The organism is Halobacteriovorax sp. CON-3, from assembly GCF_043196995.1.
Classification (GTDB): domain Bacteria; phylum Bdellovibrionota; class Bacteriovoracia; order Bacteriovoracales; family Bacteriovoracaceae; genus Halobacteriovorax_A.
Map to the genome: position 1 here is coordinate 1,158,614 of NZ_JBEBNA010000001.1, position 19,534 is coordinate 1,178,147.

Genomic DNA, 19,534 nt, shown 5'->3' on the forward strand with positions numbered 1-19,534 from the left:
TCGAGATTAAGATATTTTTACGCAGTTAAAATTGATTAAAAATTGCTGTTAAAACTAAAACGATAATTAAGTTAGCAAAGAAGATAATATCCCTAAGTCCAACAGATAGATTTAACGCTTTTACAATCTCGCTCTTTGAAGGAGACTTGCCACTCCTCATTTGAAGTTGCTTAAAGAGTTTTGACTCCACCTTTCTTTTAAAATAGTCGTCTTTAAAGAATGCAACCCTTAGCCCAATAATAAGACAAACAAAGTATAGCCAAAGATTTGAAATCCCTAAATCCTTAGCAAAGAGATATGTGATGATCATTGGAATTTGAACAACAACTAAATAGACAAAGAGAGTTGAAATATTATTTTGTAAACCAATCGCTAGCATTACATAAGCCTCTTAATAACTTCTAAGAATAGAAGCCACGTCTTTTCAACTGATGAAATTGAAACTTGTTCATCTGGGGAGTGTGCTCCTGTAATCGTCGGTCCAAAGCTTATGATATCAACATCAGGCATGGCCTTTGAAAGAATTCCACATTCAAGACCAGCGTGAATTGAAGAAATTTTTGGGGCCTGACCTCTTAAGTCTTTAAAAGCTTCACCAGTAACTGAAAGAATTTTAGATTCTGGATTTGGCTTCCAACCAGGATACGCACCTTCAAGAATGGCATTAGAGTTAAGTGCATTTTGAGCAGAGATCATTTCTTGAGCAAAGCTATCTCTCGCATCTTCACTAGCACTACGAATAAGATTTGCCATGCTAAACTTACCAGCTTCAAGAGTGATCACACCTAAGTTAGTCGATGTTTCAACAACACCTTCAAAGTGCTCATCCCATGCTTTTACGCCGTGGTGACAATTAATAATTGCCGACAGCACAAGTTTTGAGTCTTCCAGCGAAAGGGCCCTTGCCTCTTCACTAATTGATGATAACTCAAACTTTAGCCCTGCTTCGGCTTCTTGGTTCTTTTCCCATAGAGATTCAAAATTTCCGCGAATCTTAAGAAGACTTTCTTCACTTGTATAAAAATCAACAAAGGCTTCACGAGCAATTGCATTTCTTAGAGATCCACCTTTAATCGAAACAAGTTGAATATCATCAACTCCAGCAAAGACTTCTGGAATCAGTTTATTTGCATTTAAGCGTCCACGATGAATATCAATTCCCGAGTGTCCACCCTTTAAACCTTTAATGGCAACTCTTTGATGGACACCATTTGCTTGCCCTTCACTGAATTCTTTTTCAAAGATCAGATCAACTCCACCGGCACAACCAATGATCAGTTCATCTTCCTCTTCAGTGTCGAGGTTTAGCATAATCTTTCCATCAAAGTGGTCACCCTTAAGACCAATTGCTCCGTGCATTCCAGCTTCTTCACAGGCCGTAAAAACACATTCTAATGGAGGGTGCGGTATATCCTTGCTTTCGAGAAGCCCCATTGCAAACGCACAACCGATACCGTTGTCGGCACCAAGAGTTGTTCCATTAGCACGGACCCAATCTCCATCGATAAATGTTGTGATAGGATCTTTTTTAAAGTCATGAGGGTTGCCTTCGTTCTTTTGTGCAACCATATCAAGGTGACCCTGAAGGATAACTGGCGCTGAATTTTCACCACCTAGTTGCCCTGGCTTCTTTATAATGACATTATTTACTTCATCACGATAAGTTTCTAAGCCTAAGCTCTTTCCAAATAAGAGAAGTAGAGTTTGTACAGCTTCTTCGTGATAACTAGGCCTTGGAGTATCTAGTAGTTTTTGAAAGTTAGACCAAACATATTTTGGACTTAATTGTTCGACACGTGATTGATTCATAAAATAACCTACTTGTTATGTTTTTAAACAATCTACTATGAAGATCAATTTTAGAAAAGCCCAAATGCTATGCGGCTTCTTCACCACCATCGTCCTCAGAATCAGGGAAATGAGGAAACTTAGGATGATTCTGCGCTTCTTCAATTAGATACTTATCGACAATATGAGGCCGCCAACTTAGGTAAACGCCATCAAATTTATCGAGGGTAAGGTTTTCGTCATAATGGGGGCTGCGCTTAATATCCATATGATAGATATCGATGCTGCCCTCTTTCTCAAAGTAATTTCTAAGATTTGCACCGCGAGAAAGATAGAGCTTTCGAACTGTTGACTCTTCTGCAGAGGATTCAATATTTAAAATGATATTATAGTGGCGGTAATCAACGGCAAGGTTAATCGAGTTACACTTTAGATCTGGTTTATAATCATATCTCTTACAATCACTTGTTCCTAAATTATGAATGAGCAGAACATTCTCAAAGATCGCCCCTCCATGCTTTTGAGCGGCACGAGCTCGTGACTTAGAAATCGTAATGGAAGCGGCCCCTTTATATCGCAAAAAGTCAAAATCAATCCCGGCCACAAAGCCAGGGCGAAGGACGTCATTTAACAATAGTGTAAAATCGCTTTCATCTGACATGGCCACCATATGTGAGAGCTTAGAAGTACTCACAGACAAGTAACGCTTTTGGCCGTAGATATTCTTAAGCTCAACAATGGCCTTTGTGCCAGCATAGACCTCAATCCAATTAACCTGCTTTCTCGTTTGCAGCGGGATATCACCAAAAATGCCAGAATCAGGCCCTCCCATTAGGACGTTACAACCTAATTCCTTCATGAGGCTTTTTGAAAAGTGCTGAACATAAGATTTATGGACATTGATATACTTCAAGAGTTCTTCTTTAAAGAAGATTTGTTCACACAACTTTTCTAATTCCAATTCGAATTCTTGCTTTTTCATAGTCAGCCTATCGACTGTCGAACGATATGCAGTGAGTTAAAAAAAGTTAATTTAGTCAGGCCTTCTAAAAGCTCATAACGACTAGTAAAACGGCCGAAAAGGTGGTAAAAATGCATGTATAAATCAAATACAAAAAACTGAATTTAACTCAAAAAGTCGAGGATCTATGTCTAATTTTCTAGAAGATTATCACGCACATGTTGAGGAAAGGGCCAAAGAAGGTATTCCTCCATTAGCACTAACAAAAGAACAAGCTACTGAAGTTGTTAAACTTCTTGAAGCTGCGCCAACTCAAGAGCTACTTGATCTACTAAAAGATCGTATCAACCCAGGTGTTGATCCAGCTGCTCAAGTAAAAGCAAGCTTCCTAGTTGGGATCACGAAAGGTGCACAAACTTGTTCACTTATTTCAAAAGAATATGCAGTTGAATTACTAGGAACAATGGTTGGTGGTTTCAACCTTCAAGGTCTAGTTGATATTGTTGCAGGAAATGATGAAGCTCTTGCAAAACTAGCTGCTAAAGAACTTAAGAATCTTCCTCTTGCAGTTAACGTTTTCGACGACGTTAAGAAACTTGCAGATGGCGGAAACGCAATTGCAAAAGAAATTATCGAGTCTTGGGCAAATGCTGAGTGGTTTACAAATAAGCCACAAATTGATGAATCAATCAAAACTGTCGTTTACAAAGTAGACGGTGAAATCAATACAGATGACTTCTCACCTGCTCCATTTGCATTCACAAGAGCGGATATCCCTCTTCACGCAAATGTTATGGGTGGAGCACTTTTCCCAGAAGGTCCAAAACAAATTTCAGACCTTAAAGAAAAGTTCAGTCTTCCTGTTACTTTCGTAGGTGACGTTGTAGGAACTGGTTCTTCAAGAAAGTCAGCTTGTAACTCTCTTCTATGGCACATTGGTGAAGATATTCCATTCGTACCTAACAAGAGACGTGGTGGTGTTATCATCGGTTCAACAATCGCTCCGATCTTCTTTAACACTGCAGAGGATTCAGGTGCTCTACCAATTCAAGGAATTGATGTAACAGCACTGACAACAGGAACTGTAATTGAAGTTCGTCCACTTGAAGGAAGAATCCTTGATGAAAAAGGTAGCGAGCTTGCAAAATACGACATCGCTCCAGAAACGATCCTAGATGAGTTTAGAGCTGGTGGTCGTGTTCCTCTAATCATCGGAAAAATGCTTACAGATAAAGCAAGAGCTGAACTTGGACAAGGAACTGCGAATGACTCAGGAATCTTTGCTAAGCCTCACACAACTCTTGCACACGAAGGTCAAGGTTACACTCTTGCACAAAAAATGGTTGGGAAAGCTTGTGGCGTAACTGGTATTCTTCCAGGAACTTCATGTCTTCCAAAAATGACGACTGTTGGTTCTCAAGATACGACAGGGCCAATGACAAGAGATGAGATGACTGAACTTGCATGTCTTAAGTTCAACGCTGATCTTGTTATGCAATCATTCTGTCACACAGCTGCTTATCCAAAGCCAAGTGATGTTATCACTCACGCGACTCTTCCAGACTATATCAGAAACAGAGAAGGTGTTGCTCTTAGACCAGGTGATGGTATTATCCACTCTTGGCTAAACCGTCTTCTAATCCCAGATACTGTTGGTACTGGTGGTGACTCTCACACTCGTTTCCCACTTGGAATCTCATTCCCAGCTGGTTCAGGGCTTGTTGCATTTGCTGCTGCTCTTGGTGTTATGCCACTTGATATGCCAGAGTCTGTTCTTGTTAAGTTTAAAGGAAAGTTACAACCAGGAATCACTCTACGTGACGTTGTTAACATGATCCCTTACCAAGCAATTCAAGATGGTCTACTAACTGTAGAAAAGAAAAATAAGAAGAATATCTTCGCAGGTCGTATCCTTGAAATGGAAGGTTTACCAGACCTTAAGCTTGAGCAAGCATTCGAACTTACAGATGCTACAGCTGAAAGAAGTGCTGCTGGTTCAACAATTAAACTAAGCCGCGAAACAGTTGTTGAGTACTTAAGCTCAAACGTTGCTCTTATGAAGTCAATGATCGCAAACGGTTTTGGTCACGTTGGAACACTTGAAAGACGTATTGCTGAAGTTCAAGACTGGATTGAAAATGGTGAGCTAATGGAAGCGGATACAAACGCTGAGTACGCTGCTGTTATCGAAATCGATCTAGATGAAATGAAAGAGCCAATCGTTGCTTGTCCAAACGATCCAGATGACGTTAAGAAAATGAGTGACGTTCAAGGTGATAAGATTGATGAAGTATTCATCGGTTCATGTATGACAAATATTGGTCACTTCAGAGCTGCTGCAACAGTTCTAGATGGTCAAGGTCAAGCTGATGCAAGACTATGGGTATGTCCTCCAACAAAGATGGATAAAGACCAACTGACAAAAGAAGGTTACTACTCGAAATTTGCTGCTGCTGGTGCAAGACTTGAAATGCCAGGTTGTTCACTATGTATGGGTAACCAAGCACGTGTTAAAGACGGTGTAACAGTATTCTCAACTTCGACTCGTAACTTCAATAATAGACTTGGTAAAGGTGCTCAGGTTTATCTAGGTTCAGCAGAACTTGCTGCAATCTGTGCGAAACTTGGATACATTCCAAAAGTTGATGAGTACCTATCAATGATGAAGCCACTAGAAGGTAAAGATGATTCAATCTATCGTTACCTAAACTTCGATCAGATGGAAAATTTCAGTATTGATGACAACGCGTGATCAAAATAGTCCAGTGGACTATTTTGGCGCGTAGTTGTATGTGATAAAAGGGAATCAAGCGTAGCGCGGATTTCCGATAAGTACAGGTAAAACAAAATACTGTGCTAAAACTACAAAAAAGAAAGGGAGCTTAATAGCTCCCTTTTTTTATTCGCAAAATTCTTTAATTACTTTCTTAACTCTCTTGATCTCAACTTTTCTTCCCGTGTACGGAGCAAACTCTCCATACCAACGATTATAGTGAAAGAACTTATCTCCATAATTGTAGCGAACCTTTTGCAGTTCTCCAGGGAAATTACTATCGACTGCATAAAGAGTATAACCTGTTCTTGTCTTCTTCATATCGACAACAAGCCAAGCGTGAGCATCGATTCCCTTAATCTGAAGTTTTTGATAAGTCACATCACCTTGATTAACAACGCGATCATAAAGCCCATCCATCATCTTTCTCATACCCTTTGCGCTTCGCTTAGGTGTTCCAAGTAAACCAATCACCCACTGCTGATTGATAAACCCATCAGTTTTTTGCCAGGCCTCAAGCTCATTTTGAATTAAGTGATCATTATCAATTGAGAACTCTCTTAAATTTCGATAACCAGGAATCTCAACGACACTACGACCTCGACGAATTGCTTTAATGATATTCTTCGCTTCATCTTCTGATGGTTTCGAATACTCTGGCCTAAAGATTCCAAGATAAAGAGCATTACGATGAAAGCGCGAGTGCCACCAACAAACACCACCATTAAGGAGGCCTCCGTAATTTTTAAAGCCCATGTGAGCACTTATCTTTGTCATCATCTGATTTCTAACAAAGTGCTTATTCTCTCTTTCTTTACAAAATTTCTGCTTAGTCGTTTGGGCCATGGCAGAATGTGCGCTAAATGTTGTTAATGCTATCAAAAGTGATAGATAAATAGATCTCATAGAATCGTCCCGTGTTTTTGTTCTAGATGAACTTGTATAACGCATTGCCACCAAGCTCAAGGGAGCCTATAAAATCTTCTGTAAAACCATGGGAGTTTTTCGTAATTACAACTACTTAGATTGATTGATCTGACAAATCTTCGCTTTCGGATTCATTTCGCAAAGAGCTTCCTTAAGCATCTGATTCTCTTCTTCAAGTTGTTTTGTGCGGGCCTCAAGGGAAGCAATACTTCTTCCTTGATCCTTTGAAATCGTAAATAGGCCCTTAACTGCTTCAATAAGTGGCGCTACTAATTTGGCATAAGCAACACTTAGATAGCCGCTTTCGTCTTTTGAGATGGCCTCAGGGAAAACCTTTTCGACATTTTGAGCAATGACACCAATATCTCTACCCTCTTTAAAATTCTTTTGTGGAAACTCATCCTTTCTCCACTCAAAATAAACACCATCAAGAAGAGAGATTTTATCGAGGATTGACATCTCACTTGAGATTGTTACGACCTTCTTTTTTAAACGCTCATCTGATGTTGAATCAAACGCAGCAGTACCACGAACAGAACCATTTACATCTAATGCAAAAGTTCCATCTGGAGTTGTTGTGAGAATCCCTACATTTCCTTCAGTTCCGTTAACATTAAGAACATCAGTAAGTGAAGCATCTCCAACAGAGAAATTAATATCACCAGCAAAGGCATGCATACGCATTCCATTAGCAGTCTCAGGTGCAGAGTGAAATAACATCACATCTGACCAAGAAGCATCTGGAAAGTCTGCGGCCCAGTCATAATTTGAATTTAAAAGAGCAAAGCCAGCTTCAGAACCATCTGCAAGGAATGTGAAGTTTACCTCTGATGAAATACCTGTATTGCTATCTTGAATTTTGGCCTCTGCATGAGAGTCGACAATATGAAGATCGGCCGCAGGTAAATTAGTTCCAATACCAACATTACCGCCAAGGTTTACATAGAGACCTTCATCAAGTCCTGAGTATGAAATATAGTTGGCACCAATTTGAAAGTTTTGAGTAGCAGTATGGTTTCCAAGATCATCACCTGGAGCAACTAAGTCCCCTGGCTCCCACTCTGAATAAGAGCTATTCCAAGTTAAAACCTGGCCGTTTGTAGGAGCAAGTGTCGAAACAGCACGAGATTGTAGTGTTGTATCACTTGCTGGTAGGTTATAAAGATTTGTCGCATCCAGAGATGGCAAGCTTCCATCAGACTCAAGACGAAGAAGTCCATCAGCAACATTTGTATTTGCAAGAGAAATATCTAAGTATGTCCCAACATCCATCACCGAAAAATCAGAACTAAAAGTTAGCCCCTTAAATTGAAGATCGTCTCCAACCTTTTGAGAGTATAGGCCAAAGTTTCCACCAGCATTACTTGCCGTATTAGATTCACCACCTGCAGAGATCCCAGTAAGCTGAGAACCATCAATGGCCGGTAGACGGCCAGAGCCATCAAGGCGAAGAAGTTCGTTAGCACCATTAGAAGTATTCACTCCAACTTGTACATCATTTACATTTTCAGTTATCGCAAGGTCACTTGTCACAGTTAGACCTTTTAACTCAAGGTCGCTTCCTGTTTTCTGTTTGAATAAAGTTGCGCCACCAGCGCTTGAAATTGTGTTAACTTCCCCACTACCACCAGCACTAATTGTTTGTGGTTCCCACTGTGAAGCTGTGTTATTCCACACAAGGGCCTGGCCATCAGTTGGTGCAGTCGAAGCAACTGCTCGTGATTGAATTGTGTTATCAGAAGTAATAATTCCTGTTAGCTGAGATCCATCAACTGCAGGAAGACGCCCAAAAGCATCAAGTCTTAAAAGTTGATTAGCTGTATTGGTCGTTGTTACATCAATTTGAACATCATTAGTATTACCAGTCAGTGTGATATCCGCGCCACCTGTTAGGCCTTTAAAAACAAGGTTAGTTCCAACCTTTGCTTGAAATAAACCTTCTCCACCGGCACTAGAAGCTGTATTGGCCTCTCCACCTGCTCCACCTGTCACAATTGTTGTCGGCTCCCACTGAGAACTTGTACTATTCCATAAAAGAGCTTGTCCATTTGCAGGAGCAACTGCAGATACTGTACGTGATTGAATGGCCGTTGCATCAGAGCTTCCACCAGCAATTCCTGTTAGAAGAGAACCATCGATAGCAGGAAGACGTCCTGAGGCATCAAGTCTTAGAAGTTGGTTTGCACCATTTGATGTATTAATTTGAAGATCAACAGTATTAGTACTACCTGAGATCGCAAAATCAGTTGAGCCTTGAAGACCTTTTAAGATTAAATCAACGCCTGACTTCTGTTTAAAAAGAGAAACTCCACCAGCACTTGAAATAGTATTATTTTCACCTGAGCCACCACCTGAAACGATTGTTTGAGGCTCCCATTGAGTAGTTGCATTATTCCAAACGAGTGCCTGTCCATCTGCTGGAGCAGTCGTTGAAATAGTTCTCGTTTGAAGAGTTGTTGCATCAGAACTAGCAGCTGCAAGAGTTTGCGGCTCCCACTCTGACACAGAGTTATTCCAAGTTAAGACCTGTCCATCTGTTGGCGCTGTTGATGAGATATCTCTCGTTTGTAAGCTTACAGCATCTCCTGAAGCAGAGGCCGCAATCCCTGTTAAAAGAGATCCATCCAATGCCGGAAGTCTTCCAAAAGAATCAAGACGTAGAATTTGTCCTGCTCCATTTGAAGTGTTAATTCCAATTTGAATATCATTAGCATTTCCAGTTAAGGAAATATCTGATGTATTTGTTAGTCCCTTAAAGACTAAATTTGATCCAACTTTATTTTGATAAATTGCTTCGCCACCAGCGCTTGAGGCCGTGTTGATTTCTCCACCGGCTCCACCAGCAGTGATTGTCGCTGGTTCCCACTGTTGACTAACATCATTCCAAAGAAGGGCCTGACCATTAGTTGGTGCAGCGGCCGATACGTCACGTGATTGTAAAGTTGAGTCTCCCCCACCGGCCGCAATTCCAGTAAGCAGAGAACCATCAATAGCAGGCAGGCGCCCACTTGCATCTAGCCTTAAAAGTTGATTTGCACCATTGGCCGTGTTGATTTGTAGATCAACTGTATTCGTACTTTCATTAACAACGAAGTCCGATGAACCTAAAATACCTCGCATCACAAAGTCCACACCAGACTTCTGTTTAAAAATCGAAGCACCAGCGGCCGTTGACATTGTGTTGGTCTCACCACTTCCACCACCTCCGCCAGAGATGCCTGTTAGTTGTGAACCATCGATAGCAGGAAGTCTTCCAAGAGAATCAAGTCTTAGAAGTTGGTTTGCACCATTACCTGTATTTATTTGAAGTCCAAGTGAATTTGAACCTTCAGTAATATTAATATCAGAAGATGGAGAAAGGCCTTTAAACTGAAGTTGGCTACCAACCTTTTGTTTAAAAATAGACGTTCCACCTGTTGAGTAAACTGTATTCGCTTCACCAGAGCCGCCTCCACCGCCGCTTGCGATAGTAGAAGGAACCCAAGAGGAGTTACTACTACTCCAAACAAGGGCCTGCCCATCTGTTGGTGAAATATTTGAAACTAAGCGGTTGTGAATAGAAGTTGCATTTGTTGATGAACCACCTTCGTCTGTTCCAATAACCCAATTTGTTCCATTGAATTTTAAGATTGAACCTGAGATGGCACCACTTGTGTCTGTATCGTATAGATCTTCAACCGTAAGGTTAACCGCACCTAGTTTACCATTTACAGAAGTTACACTTGAAGTTGGTTGATTGGCCGGGGCCCACTTTCTTGTGATGGCATTGTATTGAAGAATCTGTCCGTGAGATGCTCCAAGATCCGGAAGATCAACATTAATTGAAAATGTACTTGCACCACTTGCGCTCTCTAAAGTCATGGTAAGAATTTGATTAAGAGGTAGAAGTGTGTTGGAAAGAGCATCTGCAATGATCTCCCCTTCATTTTGTGAACCAATTGAAAAGTTAGAAGTCGCTCCACTCTTATCTGTGATGCGAATATTTTCAACCTTATGAAGACTCGAACCTACGATTCTAAGCTTATCACCTTGCACACTAATATTCTCAACCTGAACTTCACCGCGGCTATTATCGCGACGTTGAATTTCAGGCACACAACTAGAAATTAATAGCTGTAGGCATAAAATATGAATATAAGACTTTTTAAATATCTTCATCATTTCGCTTCTTTATCGACGATCTCAATTAAATTCGTATGAGAATTTTAATACAATTTAAAAATCGGCAAATAACGTACTGAAATGATAAGAGGTGGAGTAAAAAGATGGGGCATTGCTGCCCCAAAAAGACGGCATTCTAATAACTTATAATTTTATGATTTAGTACAAAGTCGTTCTTCAACGATAAGGTGAGAAATATCGTACTTCGCTAGTATCTTTTCACGGTAGTACTCACTCCCCTTTAGTTTGCAATTATAAATCATCACTTCACATGCATGAGCATTGGGAGCAATTCTCCATAAGTGAAGATCTGCGATCTCAATATCTTCATCATGTGAAAACAGCTTTCTGATTTCGTCTTCATCAAATAATTTTGAATTTCCATCAAGAAGTTCCCAAACTGTATCCTTAGCAAGCCCCCATGCCCACTTTAAAATGACGATGGCACCGAGAATACCAATAATTGGATCGGCCCAATTCCAACCAAAGTACTTTCCTGCAAAGAGAGCAGCAATGGCCATCACTGAAGTTAGAGCATCTGCGATGACGTGCAAAAGTGCCGAGCGGTGGTTGTGGTCATGAACATGGTTATGGCCATGACTGTGATCGTGACTGTGACCGTGATCATGTCCATGATGATGATCGTGAGAGTCCCACAAAAGAACCGCACTAAGTACGTTTACGATAAGACCAATAATGGCCACAAGAATGGCCGTTTCAAATTTAATCGCCATTGGGTTTAGAAAACGTCCAATCGACTCAACACCCATCACAATGGCAACAATTCCCAACATAAGAGCACTAGTGTAGCCTCCTAAAGGAATCATCTTTCCGGCACCAAAGCTTAGCTTTTCATTTATTTTTTCAGATCGTGCCAGACGATAAACGATAACAGTAATTCCAAGAGCTCCTACGTGAGAGCCCATATGCCAACCATCAGCGAGTAAGGCCATTGATCCGGTAAAGTATCCATAACCAATTTCGACAACCATGGTTACAAAAGTAAGAAGAATGACGAGCATCGTCTTCTTCTCATTTGATCCTAGTCGATCATCTTCTAGGACATAATTATGTGGTTCGATATGTTCTTTATGTTTCATCTCTATTTCCAATAAGTCTTAATTAAGTTTACTAATTCAATTGCAGCTTCATCTTGTGGTGTTTTTGGATCGAGTGGAGAAACCATAACGTGATTTTTCACATGCTCTTCTATTAGCTCACCTGTAAGTCCATTAAGTCCACCACGACAAGCGGCCAGTGTTTGTAGAATGCTATAGCAATCCTTATCTTCTTCAAGCGCGCGCTCAACCGCCTCAAGCTGTCCCTTGATACGTCTAATTCGCGTGATAATTTTCTTCTTATTTTGATGTATATGGGCCATCTTTAACCTCCGCTACCATACTATACCCCAGTATAGTTACTAAAGATAGTGTAAAGAAATCCACAGTAAAATCAAGTACTTAAAAAAGCATGTTAATCAAAGCTCTGTCTGAAATATGAACGAGGGAATTTTAGAAGCTCAAGCTTTGGGATATTAAAATCCCCTATTTTCGTATCATTAAGAGTTACGGCATAGAACTCATTCTTACCTTCTTTTCCAATAACGAAGACATTAATTTCTTGGCCATCCATGAAGAGCTTATGTTCACCAAATTTTCGATACTCTCCAAAAGAAGTTTTCTGGTCTTCTAAGGGAAGTGTTTCTGGCCCAAGAGGTAGACGAAAGCGGTAACAACTAACGAGGTTTCCTGCAACAATCATGGCATTGCCACGATTTAGTTTTGTTGTGGCCTTGTTAATGAAGTAATCCATAATATAAGCAATGAGATCAACATCTTTTAAATTAAGATCATAAATCTTTTGTTCATTACCTTCTAAACGAGACTGACGATTTAATACAACTTGCGAAATAAAGACGTTCCCGGATGGATGTAGAATACGAACAGTATTGCCATGGTCTTTTGAGATATCCCAGGCCCATTCAGTTGTTGGAAAAAGTGGTGTTAGCGTTACAGTTTTTGAATTCATATTTGGATCCTAATCACATTGTTCCAAGTAGTAAAGATCTTGGTAAGTTTCTCGCTTTCTTATTAAACGAGCGTTAGTGCCATCAACGAGCAACTCACATGCTCTAGGCCTTGAATTATAATTACTCGACATGGTAAAGCCGTACGCCCCGCAAGAGCGAATTGCGAGAAGCTCCCCTTCACAAAGCTCAAGTTCCCTTTCCTTTGCAAGGTAATCCCCTGTTTCACATACGGGACCAACAATATCAAAATTTTCTTTTGTTCCTTTGAGCGACTGATCTACCTTAATGACTTCTTGCCACGCCTGATAGAGCGCAGGCCTCATTAAGTCATTCATGGCCGCATCAACAATGGCAAAGTACTTACCTTCATTCTCTTTAATATACTCAAGCTTTGTTACAAGAATACCTGCATTTGCGGCAATGGCCCTACCTGGCTCAAAAATAAGTTCTAACTCAGGATAGTCTTCAAGACTCTTAATCACTTGGGCCAGATATTCACTTGGGTGTGGTGGAACTTCATCTCGATACTTGACCCCGAGTCCCCCACCTAAATCGATATGCTTAAGGGGTGTGCCATTCTTTCTTAAGGTATCAACTAATTGTTTTAGCCTTTCTAGTGCTTCTAAGAAAGGGCCGACATTCGTAAGCTGAGAACCGATATGACAATCAATTCCTTCAACATTGATATGTTCCAACGAGTGAGCAATCTCATAAACCTCTTGTGCCTTTTGAAATGAGATACCAAACTTATTTTCTTTTAAGCCAGTTGCAATATAAGGATGTGTCTTGGCATCCACATCAGGGTTAACTCTAATGGAAACAGGAGCCTTCTTATTTAACCTCTTTGCAACTTCATTAATTCTTCTAAGCTCAGCTACTGATTCAACATTTAAGCACTTAATACCTTTTTCAAGTGCAAACTCTATTTCATCATGAGATTTTCCAACCCCTGAAAATACGGTCTTTGATGCAAGTCCTCCAGCGGCCAAAACTCTTTCAAGCTCTCCCCGAGAAACGATATCAAAACCACTCCCCATGGCCGCGAGTTCTTTTAAAATATTAATATTGGAATTTGCTTTAACGGCGTAACAAATTAAATGACGATGCTCTTTTAACGGTTCTTGAAAGGCGAGAAAGTGTCTTTTAAATGTTTTTAAAGAATAAATATAAAGTGGTGTTCCATACTTTTTAACGAGATCAGAAACTTTATTTTCTTCTGCAAATAACTCATTGTCTCTATAGTTGAAAAAGTCCATTTTAATCCTTATTAACTTCCCTATTGATTAAGCTGCATTCATATAGCATTCCTAGCCCGCCATTGAATTTTATTTTTAAAAAGCCCGGCCCTTCTTCTCTTAACATAAAACCATATTTTTCATGCATTTTAATCGAAGTCTTATTATTTGCATTAACAACATAGAAGGCCTTCGTTGAGATCTGGCCAATATGTCTTAGTCGCTCTCGAGTTAAAAGATCACCAATTCCAGAGCCCCGATATTCAGGCAGGACAGTAACCCCCATGAGATACCACCCAATAGGTGCTTTGTACTTGTAACGATTCACCATTTCCTGCGTGTATAAGATAGACCTACCATAGCCAACGATTTCTTCATCAACAATGGCAACGATTAAGTGAAAGCCTTTTAAATTTCCACCGCGGGCCAACTCCTTCTTTGTTCTTTCAAGGAAGAAAGAATAGTCGAGGTTTGGATCAATATTATTTTCACTAATAATACGAGCGATTGCCTGGGCATCGTTATACCTAGCATAGCGTGTCTTTATCCCCTCAGGTACAGGCCTTGACTTGTGATCTGTAACAAAAGGACAGTAGGAATTATACTCTTTACTGGTCTTAGACAGAGTCTGCAATGTTTGAGGAATTAGCTTTTTAAACATAATTTAATCTATTATAGCGCATTCATAAAAGCGGTGAATAAATTAATTCAATTAATAAAGTTTTTATTTTAGATACTCTGCTTATGTGCTTTAATTGTGACAAATACATAATATTGACCAATGACCGATCGTTTTACTCATGAAAAAAATATTTCTAGGCATAGTGCTCATATTCATTACTACCCTAATCGTTCTTATCTTGAATTATAAGTGGGTCATTAAGAAGTCTCTGGCCATGGCCGGAGTGAGAATTGAACGTGTTGAAAAAATCAGTATCGGCCAATGGACTCTCCATAATCTAAAGTATCAATTGGATGAGAAAAATGAACTGAAAGTTAACTCCGTTAATATAAGCTTCTTAGAAATTGATGTTAAAGCTAAAAAACTTGATCGCTACATCCAGGCCCTTAATTCTAAAATAAAAGTAAAAGCAGTTGGTATTGAACTTCAGAAATTCAAACTTAAGAGTATGAGTTGTTTTGTTCATAAGAAAGAAGGAACAACAGTAGAGATAAGTCAGATACATATTCCAGATTTTGGTAGCAAGAATCGTGGTGTCCTAACACTAAATCTCGCCACACTTAAAGATGTCCACTTAAATTATAACAACCTTGATATTAACCACATCATTAAATACTTTGATGCTGGCCTAGGATTATCAGGCCTTATTAATCTTGAAGCAAAAGTGAATGGTGATATTACAACAAATGTATCAGGCAAGAACTTAGTCCTAACAGGCTTTAGGGTCGATGATGTTATTACGAACTTTCTCGATACTCGAAGTATTGGCCTTATCGATGCCGCGGCCGTTGTGGCCCTTGGCCCTATTGGACTTCTCTATACGAGTGCTGCAAGCCTAGGGCAAACAGTTGGTGGCTTTCGTGGTGGGGACACAAACCTGAAACAGATTAATGCAGCAGTGACACTTGCTGGAGACCTGGTTGTCTTTGATGATGTTGCTGTTGCAACACAAGAGCATTTAATTATTGCCCAAGGTGGGGCTAATATTGAAAAGCAAACCTTTAAGAACTTTATTGTTTCTGTTGTTGATGAGAAATATTGTCCTGAATTACAGCAAGTGATTAAGGGAACATTTACGAAACCAGAGATTTCAAAAACCAAGGCCTTCCTTGATACCGCTACGGCGCCTGTCTCAAGTGTGAAGAGTTCAACTTTTCAATTTGTTGGCGTTGAGAAATGTAAACCAATCTACAAAGGCGTGGTCAAGCATCCAGAGCTTGACTGAACCATTTCAGAAAAGACCTATTTTCAAAATGACACATTACACATAATGAGAAAAATCATGGAGGAAAGCAGACGCTTGATGTATATTTGATCCTAATTGTTAAAACTTAAACGAGGATAAGACTATTAGCGTTATATCTGTACTCATTTTTCTCTTTCTTTTTGGTATTGCCTCAATGGGCTATGTCTACGCTTACCGTGGAACTGAAAGATATGAGAGCTTAAACTTCTATCTACGTAAGGGTTGGCCAATTTTTGCACCTTTAAATTGTCTCCTCTATATGTTCACAAAGAAAAGAGCGGCAAAGCCAATTATGAATCTAGCGGACTTTCCAGAATTAAAACTTGTTCAAGAGAACTGGGAAACAATTCGTGATGAGGCCGTAAGCCTTAGAGAGAACGGCTACTTTGATAAGGTAAAGGACCCAACTTCAAGCGCATACTACGATATTGGTTTTAGGACTTTCTATAAGTATGGTTGGTCGAAATTCTACCTAACTTGGTATGGAACAACTCTTAAGTCAGCGAAAGAGTTATGCCCGAAAACAGTTGAACTTGTTTCAAAGGTTCCTGGGGTTAACGGTGCCATGTACTCAATTCTGCCAGTGGGATCAAAACTTACGAAACACTTAGATCCTGTTGCCACTTCACTTCGTTACCACCTAGGTCTTAAAACGCCTAACGACGATCGTTGTTATATCAATATTGATGGTACCGATTATTCTTGGCGTGATGGAGAGGCCCTACTTTTTGATGAAACATACCTTCACTTTGCATTTAATAATTCTGAAAATGAAAGAATTATTCTTATGTTAGAAGTGGATCGCCCAACGAATATCGTAGGAAAAATTATCAATTTCATCTTTAAGCAAATTATGAGAATCACTCTGGTTCCTAACGTTCCAGGTGATCAAAGAGGACTAGTAAATGCAATCTTTGGTGCAGTTACTCCAACTCTTCTTAAAGTAAGAACGCTTAAGCAAACGAATATTGTTCTTTATAAGATCATTAAGCACACTGTAAACTTAACACTACTTGCTCTCGCATTTGGTTTAATTTACTTAGTACTTACTTTTATTCAATCTCTATTTTGAAAAACTAGAAGCAACATATGCGGCGACGTACTCTTCAAAGTCTACGTCGTCGAATTTCTCAAAGTCCACCTGGCGCTGCATTGATGCATTCTTCTCTAGTGCCAACTCTTCTTGAAAAATATGATTTACATCTTTAGAAGCTAACTCTTTACGATGCTCAAGAGCAAGCTCTTTCATTGCTTGTATATGTCCCTTTTGTGAGACAAGATCAAATACCTTCTGAGATAAAGTATTTGCAGGATCAATTAACTTACGTTGCTCTTCAATGGCAGAGAGTAATTCTACCTTACGCTCACCATCTGAAATAGCATGAATGACTTCAGTCATTTGATTAAAGAATTTTGTTAGATATTCTTGGTAATTAATTTTTGAACCGTTAAGGCCAATTTCTAATCCAGCACTTCTTCCCTGTTTAACAATAAGCTGGTTATTATCTTCTATCTCATTATAGATTTCTCGATTGCACTTATCGGCCTGCATAAATAGGCATGTCAAAAGAAATGCATCAAGGAAGTCTGCCTGAGTTTTAGTAATCCCATTTTTTGCAAATGGATTTAAATCGAGAAGCCTTACTTCAATATACTCAATTCCTTTGCTTCTTAAGCTAGCAAGAGCACTTTTCCCAGGAGGGGCAATTCTTTTTGGCCTAATAATTGAGTAAAACTCATTTTCGATTTGAAGAATATGAGTGCTGATTTGCTGTAGCTCACCTTTCTCATTTCTTAAACCAATCTTATCAAAGTCTGCAAAGTTCATCTGCAGCGCTTCTTCTAAACTATCACAATAGCTATCAAGACTATTATAACAAATGCGAATTCCACTTTGAGAAGCACCTGTATAACCTAGTCCTCCCATTCTTAAGCAAGTTCCCTCTTTTGAACCATAAGTCTTGCCATGAACTTCATCCTCATGAAGAACTTCGAGGTTATGCTTCTTACCATTAAGAAAAGACTCATGAACAGAAACAGAATTTCCAAATAAATAAAGCAGAACATTTGAGTAACTTCTAAAGTTACGACAAAGGTTGAGATATTCTTCATTGATAAATAGTTGCAAGGAAAGATCGCTACCACTTAATTCATGCCAATTCTGCCAAAACTCATCAGTCATGGAGAAGTTATAATGGAGGCCAGCAATGGCCTGCATCGATCTACCGTAGCGAAGCCCAAGCCCTGAACGATAAAGAGTCTTAAGTCGGCCAGAGTTACTCTCACCGTAGTATGCAAGTTTGATATCTTTATCTTCTGGTAAGATACAAGGCATTGATGATGGCCAAATGACTTCATTTGAATCTTGCTCTAATACATAGTGCTGAAGATTAGCAAGTGTGTTTAATGTTTCACGGTTAGACTTTGAAACAGGAGTGATAAACTCAAGAAGGCTCTCAGCAAAGTCAGTTGTAATCCATTTATGAAGAAGCTTTGAACCAAATTTTGGATCATGATCGGAGCTTGCAAGTTTGCCACTATCAACTTGTACACGAAGCCCTTCTTTTTCAATTCCCTTATTAACATTTAGAATTGAATCACTTCCGTATTTTGTTTGATAATTTTCAATTGCTTGCTTATTAATCTTAATCATAAATCGTCCTATATTTCGCATCTATAGTACGCTTTCAGTAATATGCAAGCAAGCTAATCTTAACCTAGTTAAGATTCCCAATACTTATAGGAAGCTCATAATTTATCCCAAAGGCAAAGTCTTCATTCTTCGTTTGGCCAAGCATAAGCGCAAAATTAGAAGCGCTATCAGCATAGAAGTGAAATAGTGCAGGATAAAGGTTGAGACGGACTCTAAAGTCCTCTGAACTGTTCATGAGTAGTGACGCAGCCTGTCTGCCCATGGTTTCTAGAAAGTAGCCATAAACAAAGCGGCCCTTCTGCTCGAGAGGGTTTGTAAATGCCATTCCGGCCGTAATTGAATGAGAGAGGTCACCGTTATCATAAGTTAATCCCACCATATTCATCATCCCCATATAAAGAAGGGGCCTAAACTTATCAAAGTGAAGAAATTTCGGGCGCATTATATAATTTAATCCAACGTTGAAAAAGTCTTCGTGTTCAACATCATAGACAGGCATGAAATGCCAAGTCGTCATCCCCATCTCATCGACCATAAAATTCATAAAGGGATCATTTAAACCTAAGAAGAATGCGGCCACATCAAAGAAGTAAAGATCTGCAATATGGTCAAGGGCCGATACTTCAGGCTGAGTTGTTTCATTGGCCTCATTTCCAAAGTGCATGGCAAAGGTTACAAAGAATGAGAAGGTCTTGGCCCATTTAATATCGTAGTAGTCAGAGTACTCCATGAGCTTCTTCGTCTCATAGGCGCCACCAAATGTATGAAGGAAAATATTTGGCAATACGCGATTACTTAAGAATTCTTCTTTTAGTAGTTTATCAAATCCACCATTCTTCTTAATCGAATGAATGGGATCTTTTACCTTATCCCAAACAATCTTATGCTTTTCAAAATAGTCCTTCTGATTAAACCAATAAGGGTTTTGAATAACGTCAAATGAACCATTGATATACAGCTGAATTGGAAACCATGGCCCGTCTTCTCTCTCATCAAAAACAAGATAATTAGAACTCTGAGCAAAGATTTGTGATGAGGTAAATAAAATTAATAAAAAAGAGATTAATTTTTTCATATTT

At 39.4% G+C, this 19,534-nt stretch carries 15 protein-coding genes; 3 read left to right on the forward strand and 12 right to left on the reverse strand.

Features of this window, described 5'->3' with window-relative positions; translation table 11 throughout:
* Positions 1-25: 25 nt before the first annotated feature.
* The 3 genes from ABMA72_RS05420 to ABMA72_RS05430 all read right to left on the reverse strand — a co-directional run bounded on the left by ABMA72_RS05420 (position 26) and on the right by ABMA72_RS05430 (position 2,770).
* Entirely contained in the window at positions 26-379 is a 354-nt protein-coding gene (locus tag ABMA72_RS05420) for a hypothetical protein (protein ID WP_392856831.1), read from the reverse strand.
* Positions 379-1,809: a beta-Ala-His dipeptidase gene (gene pepD, locus ABMA72_RS05425; RefSeq protein WP_392856833.1), complete on the reverse strand. Its 1,431-nt coding sequence runs from the start codon at positions 1,807-1,809 to the stop codon at positions 379-381. Before pepD ends, ABMA72_RS05420 begins: the two co-directional genes overlap by 1 nt.
* 67 nt (positions 1,810-1,876) lie before the next feature.
* On the reverse strand, positions 1,877-2,770 hold the full coding sequence (locus ABMA72_RS05430; protein ID WP_392856835.1) for a hypothetical protein: 894 nt from the start codon (positions 2,768-2,770) through the stop codon (positions 1,877-1,879).
* A 166-nt stretch (positions 2,771-2,936) separates the two neighbouring features.
* Here ABMA72_RS05430 and acnB point away from each other — a divergent pair, with 166 nt between their 5' ends.
* Complete coding sequence (acnB, locus tag ABMA72_RS05435; protein WP_392856837.1) at positions 2,937-5,501, forward strand: bifunctional aconitate hydratase 2/2-methylisocitrate dehydratase; 2,565 nt, start codon at positions 2,937-2,939, stop codon at positions 5,499-5,501.
* A gap of 147 nt (positions 5,502-5,648) precedes the next feature.
* Here acnB and ABMA72_RS05440 read toward each other — a convergent pair whose 3' ends face one another.
* The 7 genes from ABMA72_RS05440 to ABMA72_RS05470 all read right to left on the reverse strand — a co-directional run bounded on the left by ABMA72_RS05440 (position 5,649) and on the right by ABMA72_RS05470 (position 14,535).
* On the reverse strand, positions 5,649-6,428 hold the full coding sequence (locus ABMA72_RS05440) for a hypothetical protein (RefSeq protein ID WP_392856838.1): 780 nt from the start codon (positions 6,426-6,428) through the stop codon (positions 5,649-5,651).
* Between the two features lie 111 nt (positions 6,429-6,539).
* Complete coding sequence (locus ABMA72_RS05445) at positions 6,540-10,610, reverse strand: tail fiber domain-containing protein (protein WP_392856840.1); 4,071 nt, start codon at positions 10,608-10,610, stop codon at positions 6,540-6,542.
* A gap of 152 nt (positions 10,611-10,762) precedes the next feature.
* Entirely contained in the window at positions 10,763-11,710 is a 948-nt protein-coding gene (gene dmeF / locus ABMA72_RS05450; protein ID WP_392856842.1) for a CDF family Co(II)/Ni(II) efflux transporter DmeF, read from the reverse strand.
* Between the two features lie 2 nt (positions 11,711-11,712).
* Positions 11,713-11,991: a metal/formaldehyde-sensitive transcriptional repressor gene (locus tag ABMA72_RS05455; RefSeq protein WP_103216553.1), complete on the reverse strand. Its 279-nt coding sequence runs from the start codon at positions 11,989-11,991 to the stop codon at positions 11,713-11,715.
* Positions 11,992-12,083: 92 nt separating this feature from the next.
* Positions 12,084-12,638, reverse strand: a complete 555-nt coding sequence (locus ABMA72_RS05460) for a hypothetical protein (RefSeq protein WP_392856845.1) — start codon at positions 12,636-12,638, stop codon at positions 12,084-12,086.
* 9 nt (positions 12,639-12,647) lie between these two features.
* Positions 12,648-13,895 (reverse strand): diaminopimelate decarboxylase, encoded by a 1,248-nt coding sequence (gene lysA / locus ABMA72_RS05465; protein WP_393056404.1) that lies wholly within the window; start codon positions 13,893-13,895, stop codon positions 12,648-12,650.
* A 1-nt stretch (position 13,896) separates the two neighbouring features.
* Complete coding sequence (locus ABMA72_RS05470) at positions 13,897-14,535, reverse strand: GNAT family N-acetyltransferase (protein ID WP_393056406.1); 639 nt, start codon at positions 14,533-14,535, stop codon at positions 13,897-13,899.
* A 139-nt stretch (positions 14,536-14,674) separates the two neighbouring features.
* On the opposite strand from ABMA72_RS05470, the gene ABMA72_RS05475 reads away from it, so the two are divergent.
* Positions 14,675-15,781: a hypothetical protein gene (locus ABMA72_RS05475; protein ID WP_393056407.1), complete on the forward strand. Its 1,107-nt coding sequence runs from the start codon at positions 14,675-14,677 to the stop codon at positions 15,779-15,781.
* A 175-nt stretch (positions 15,782-15,956) separates the two neighbouring features.
* Entirely contained in the window at positions 15,957-16,874 is a 918-nt protein-coding gene (locus ABMA72_RS05480; RefSeq protein ID WP_392856852.1) for an aspartyl/asparaginyl beta-hydroxylase domain-containing protein, read from the forward strand.
* Here the strand turns inward: ABMA72_RS05480 and gshA are convergent.
* Both gshA and ABMA72_RS05490 read right to left on the reverse strand, forming a co-directional pair.
* Positions 16,866-18,455: a glutamate--cysteine ligase gene (gene gshA, locus ABMA72_RS05485; protein ID WP_393056409.1), complete on the reverse strand. Its 1,590-nt coding sequence runs from the start codon at positions 18,453-18,455 to the stop codon at positions 16,866-16,868. The two genes, ABMA72_RS05480 and gshA, sit on opposite strands and share 9 nt — an antisense overlap.
* Positions 18,456-18,519: 64 nt before the next feature.
* Positions 18,520-19,530: a hypothetical protein gene (locus tag ABMA72_RS05490; protein WP_393056411.1), complete on the reverse strand. Its 1,011-nt coding sequence runs from the start codon at positions 19,528-19,530 to the stop codon at positions 18,520-18,522.
* Between the last annotated feature and the right edge of the window lie 4 nt (positions 19,531-19,534).

What these genes read in the sequence shown, in the direction of transcription:
- ABMA72_RS05475 (WP_393056407.1), top strand. Translation starts at nt 14,675, where the DNA reads ATGAAAAAAATATTTCTAGGCATAGTGCTCATATTCATTACTACCCTA.
- ABMA72_RS05490 (WP_393056411.1), bottom strand. Translation starts at nt 19,530, where the DNA reads ATGAAAAAATTAATCTCTTTTTTATTAATTTTATTTACCTCATCACAA.
- ABMA72_RS05480 (WP_392856852.1), top strand. Translation starts at nt 15,957, where the DNA reads ATGGGCTATGTCTACGCTTACCGTGGAACTGAAAGATATGAGAGCTTA.
- ABMA72_RS05460 (WP_392856845.1), bottom strand. Translation starts at nt 12,638, where the DNA reads ATGAATTCAAAAACTGTAACGCTAACACCACTTTTTCCAACAACTGAA.
- acnB (WP_392856837.1), top strand. Translation starts at nt 2,937, where the DNA reads ATGTCTAATTTTCTAGAAGATTATCACGCACATGTTGAGGAAAGGGCC.
- ABMA72_RS05445 (WP_392856840.1), bottom strand. Translation starts at nt 10,610, where the DNA reads ATGATGAAGATATTTAAAAAGTCTTATATTCATATTTTATGCCTACAG.
- pepD (WP_392856833.1), bottom strand. Translation starts at nt 1,809, where the DNA reads ATGAATCAATCACGTGTCGAACAATTAAGTCCAAAATATGTTTGGTCT.
- dmeF (WP_392856842.1), bottom strand. Translation starts at nt 11,710, where the DNA reads ATGAAACATAAAGAACATATCGAACCACATAATTATGTCCTAGAAGAT.
- ABMA72_RS05420 (WP_392856831.1), bottom strand. Translation starts at nt 379, where the DNA reads ATGCTAGCGATTGGTTTACAAAATAATATTTCAACTCTCTTTGTCTAT.
- gshA (WP_393056409.1), bottom strand. Translation starts at nt 18,455, where the DNA reads ATGATTAAGATTAATAAGCAAGCAATTGAAAATTATCAAACAAAATAC.
- ABMA72_RS05440 (WP_392856838.1), bottom strand. Translation starts at nt 6,428, where the DNA reads ATGAGATCTATTTATCTATCACTTTTGATAGCATTAACAACATTTAGC.
- ABMA72_RS05455 (WP_103216553.1), bottom strand. Translation starts at nt 11,991, where the DNA reads ATGGCCCATATACATCAAAATAAGAAGAAAATTATCACGCGAATTAGA.
- ABMA72_RS05470 (WP_393056406.1), bottom strand. Translation starts at nt 14,535, where the DNA reads ATGTTTAAAAAGCTAATTCCTCAAACATTGCAGACTCTGTCTAAGACC.
- lysA (WP_393056404.1), bottom strand. Translation starts at nt 13,895, where the DNA reads ATGGACTTTTTCAACTATAGAGACAATGAGTTATTTGCAGAAGAAAAT.
- ABMA72_RS05430 (WP_392856835.1), bottom strand. Translation starts at nt 2,770, where the DNA reads ATGAAAAAGCAAGAATTCGAATTGGAATTAGAAAAGTTGTGTGAACAA.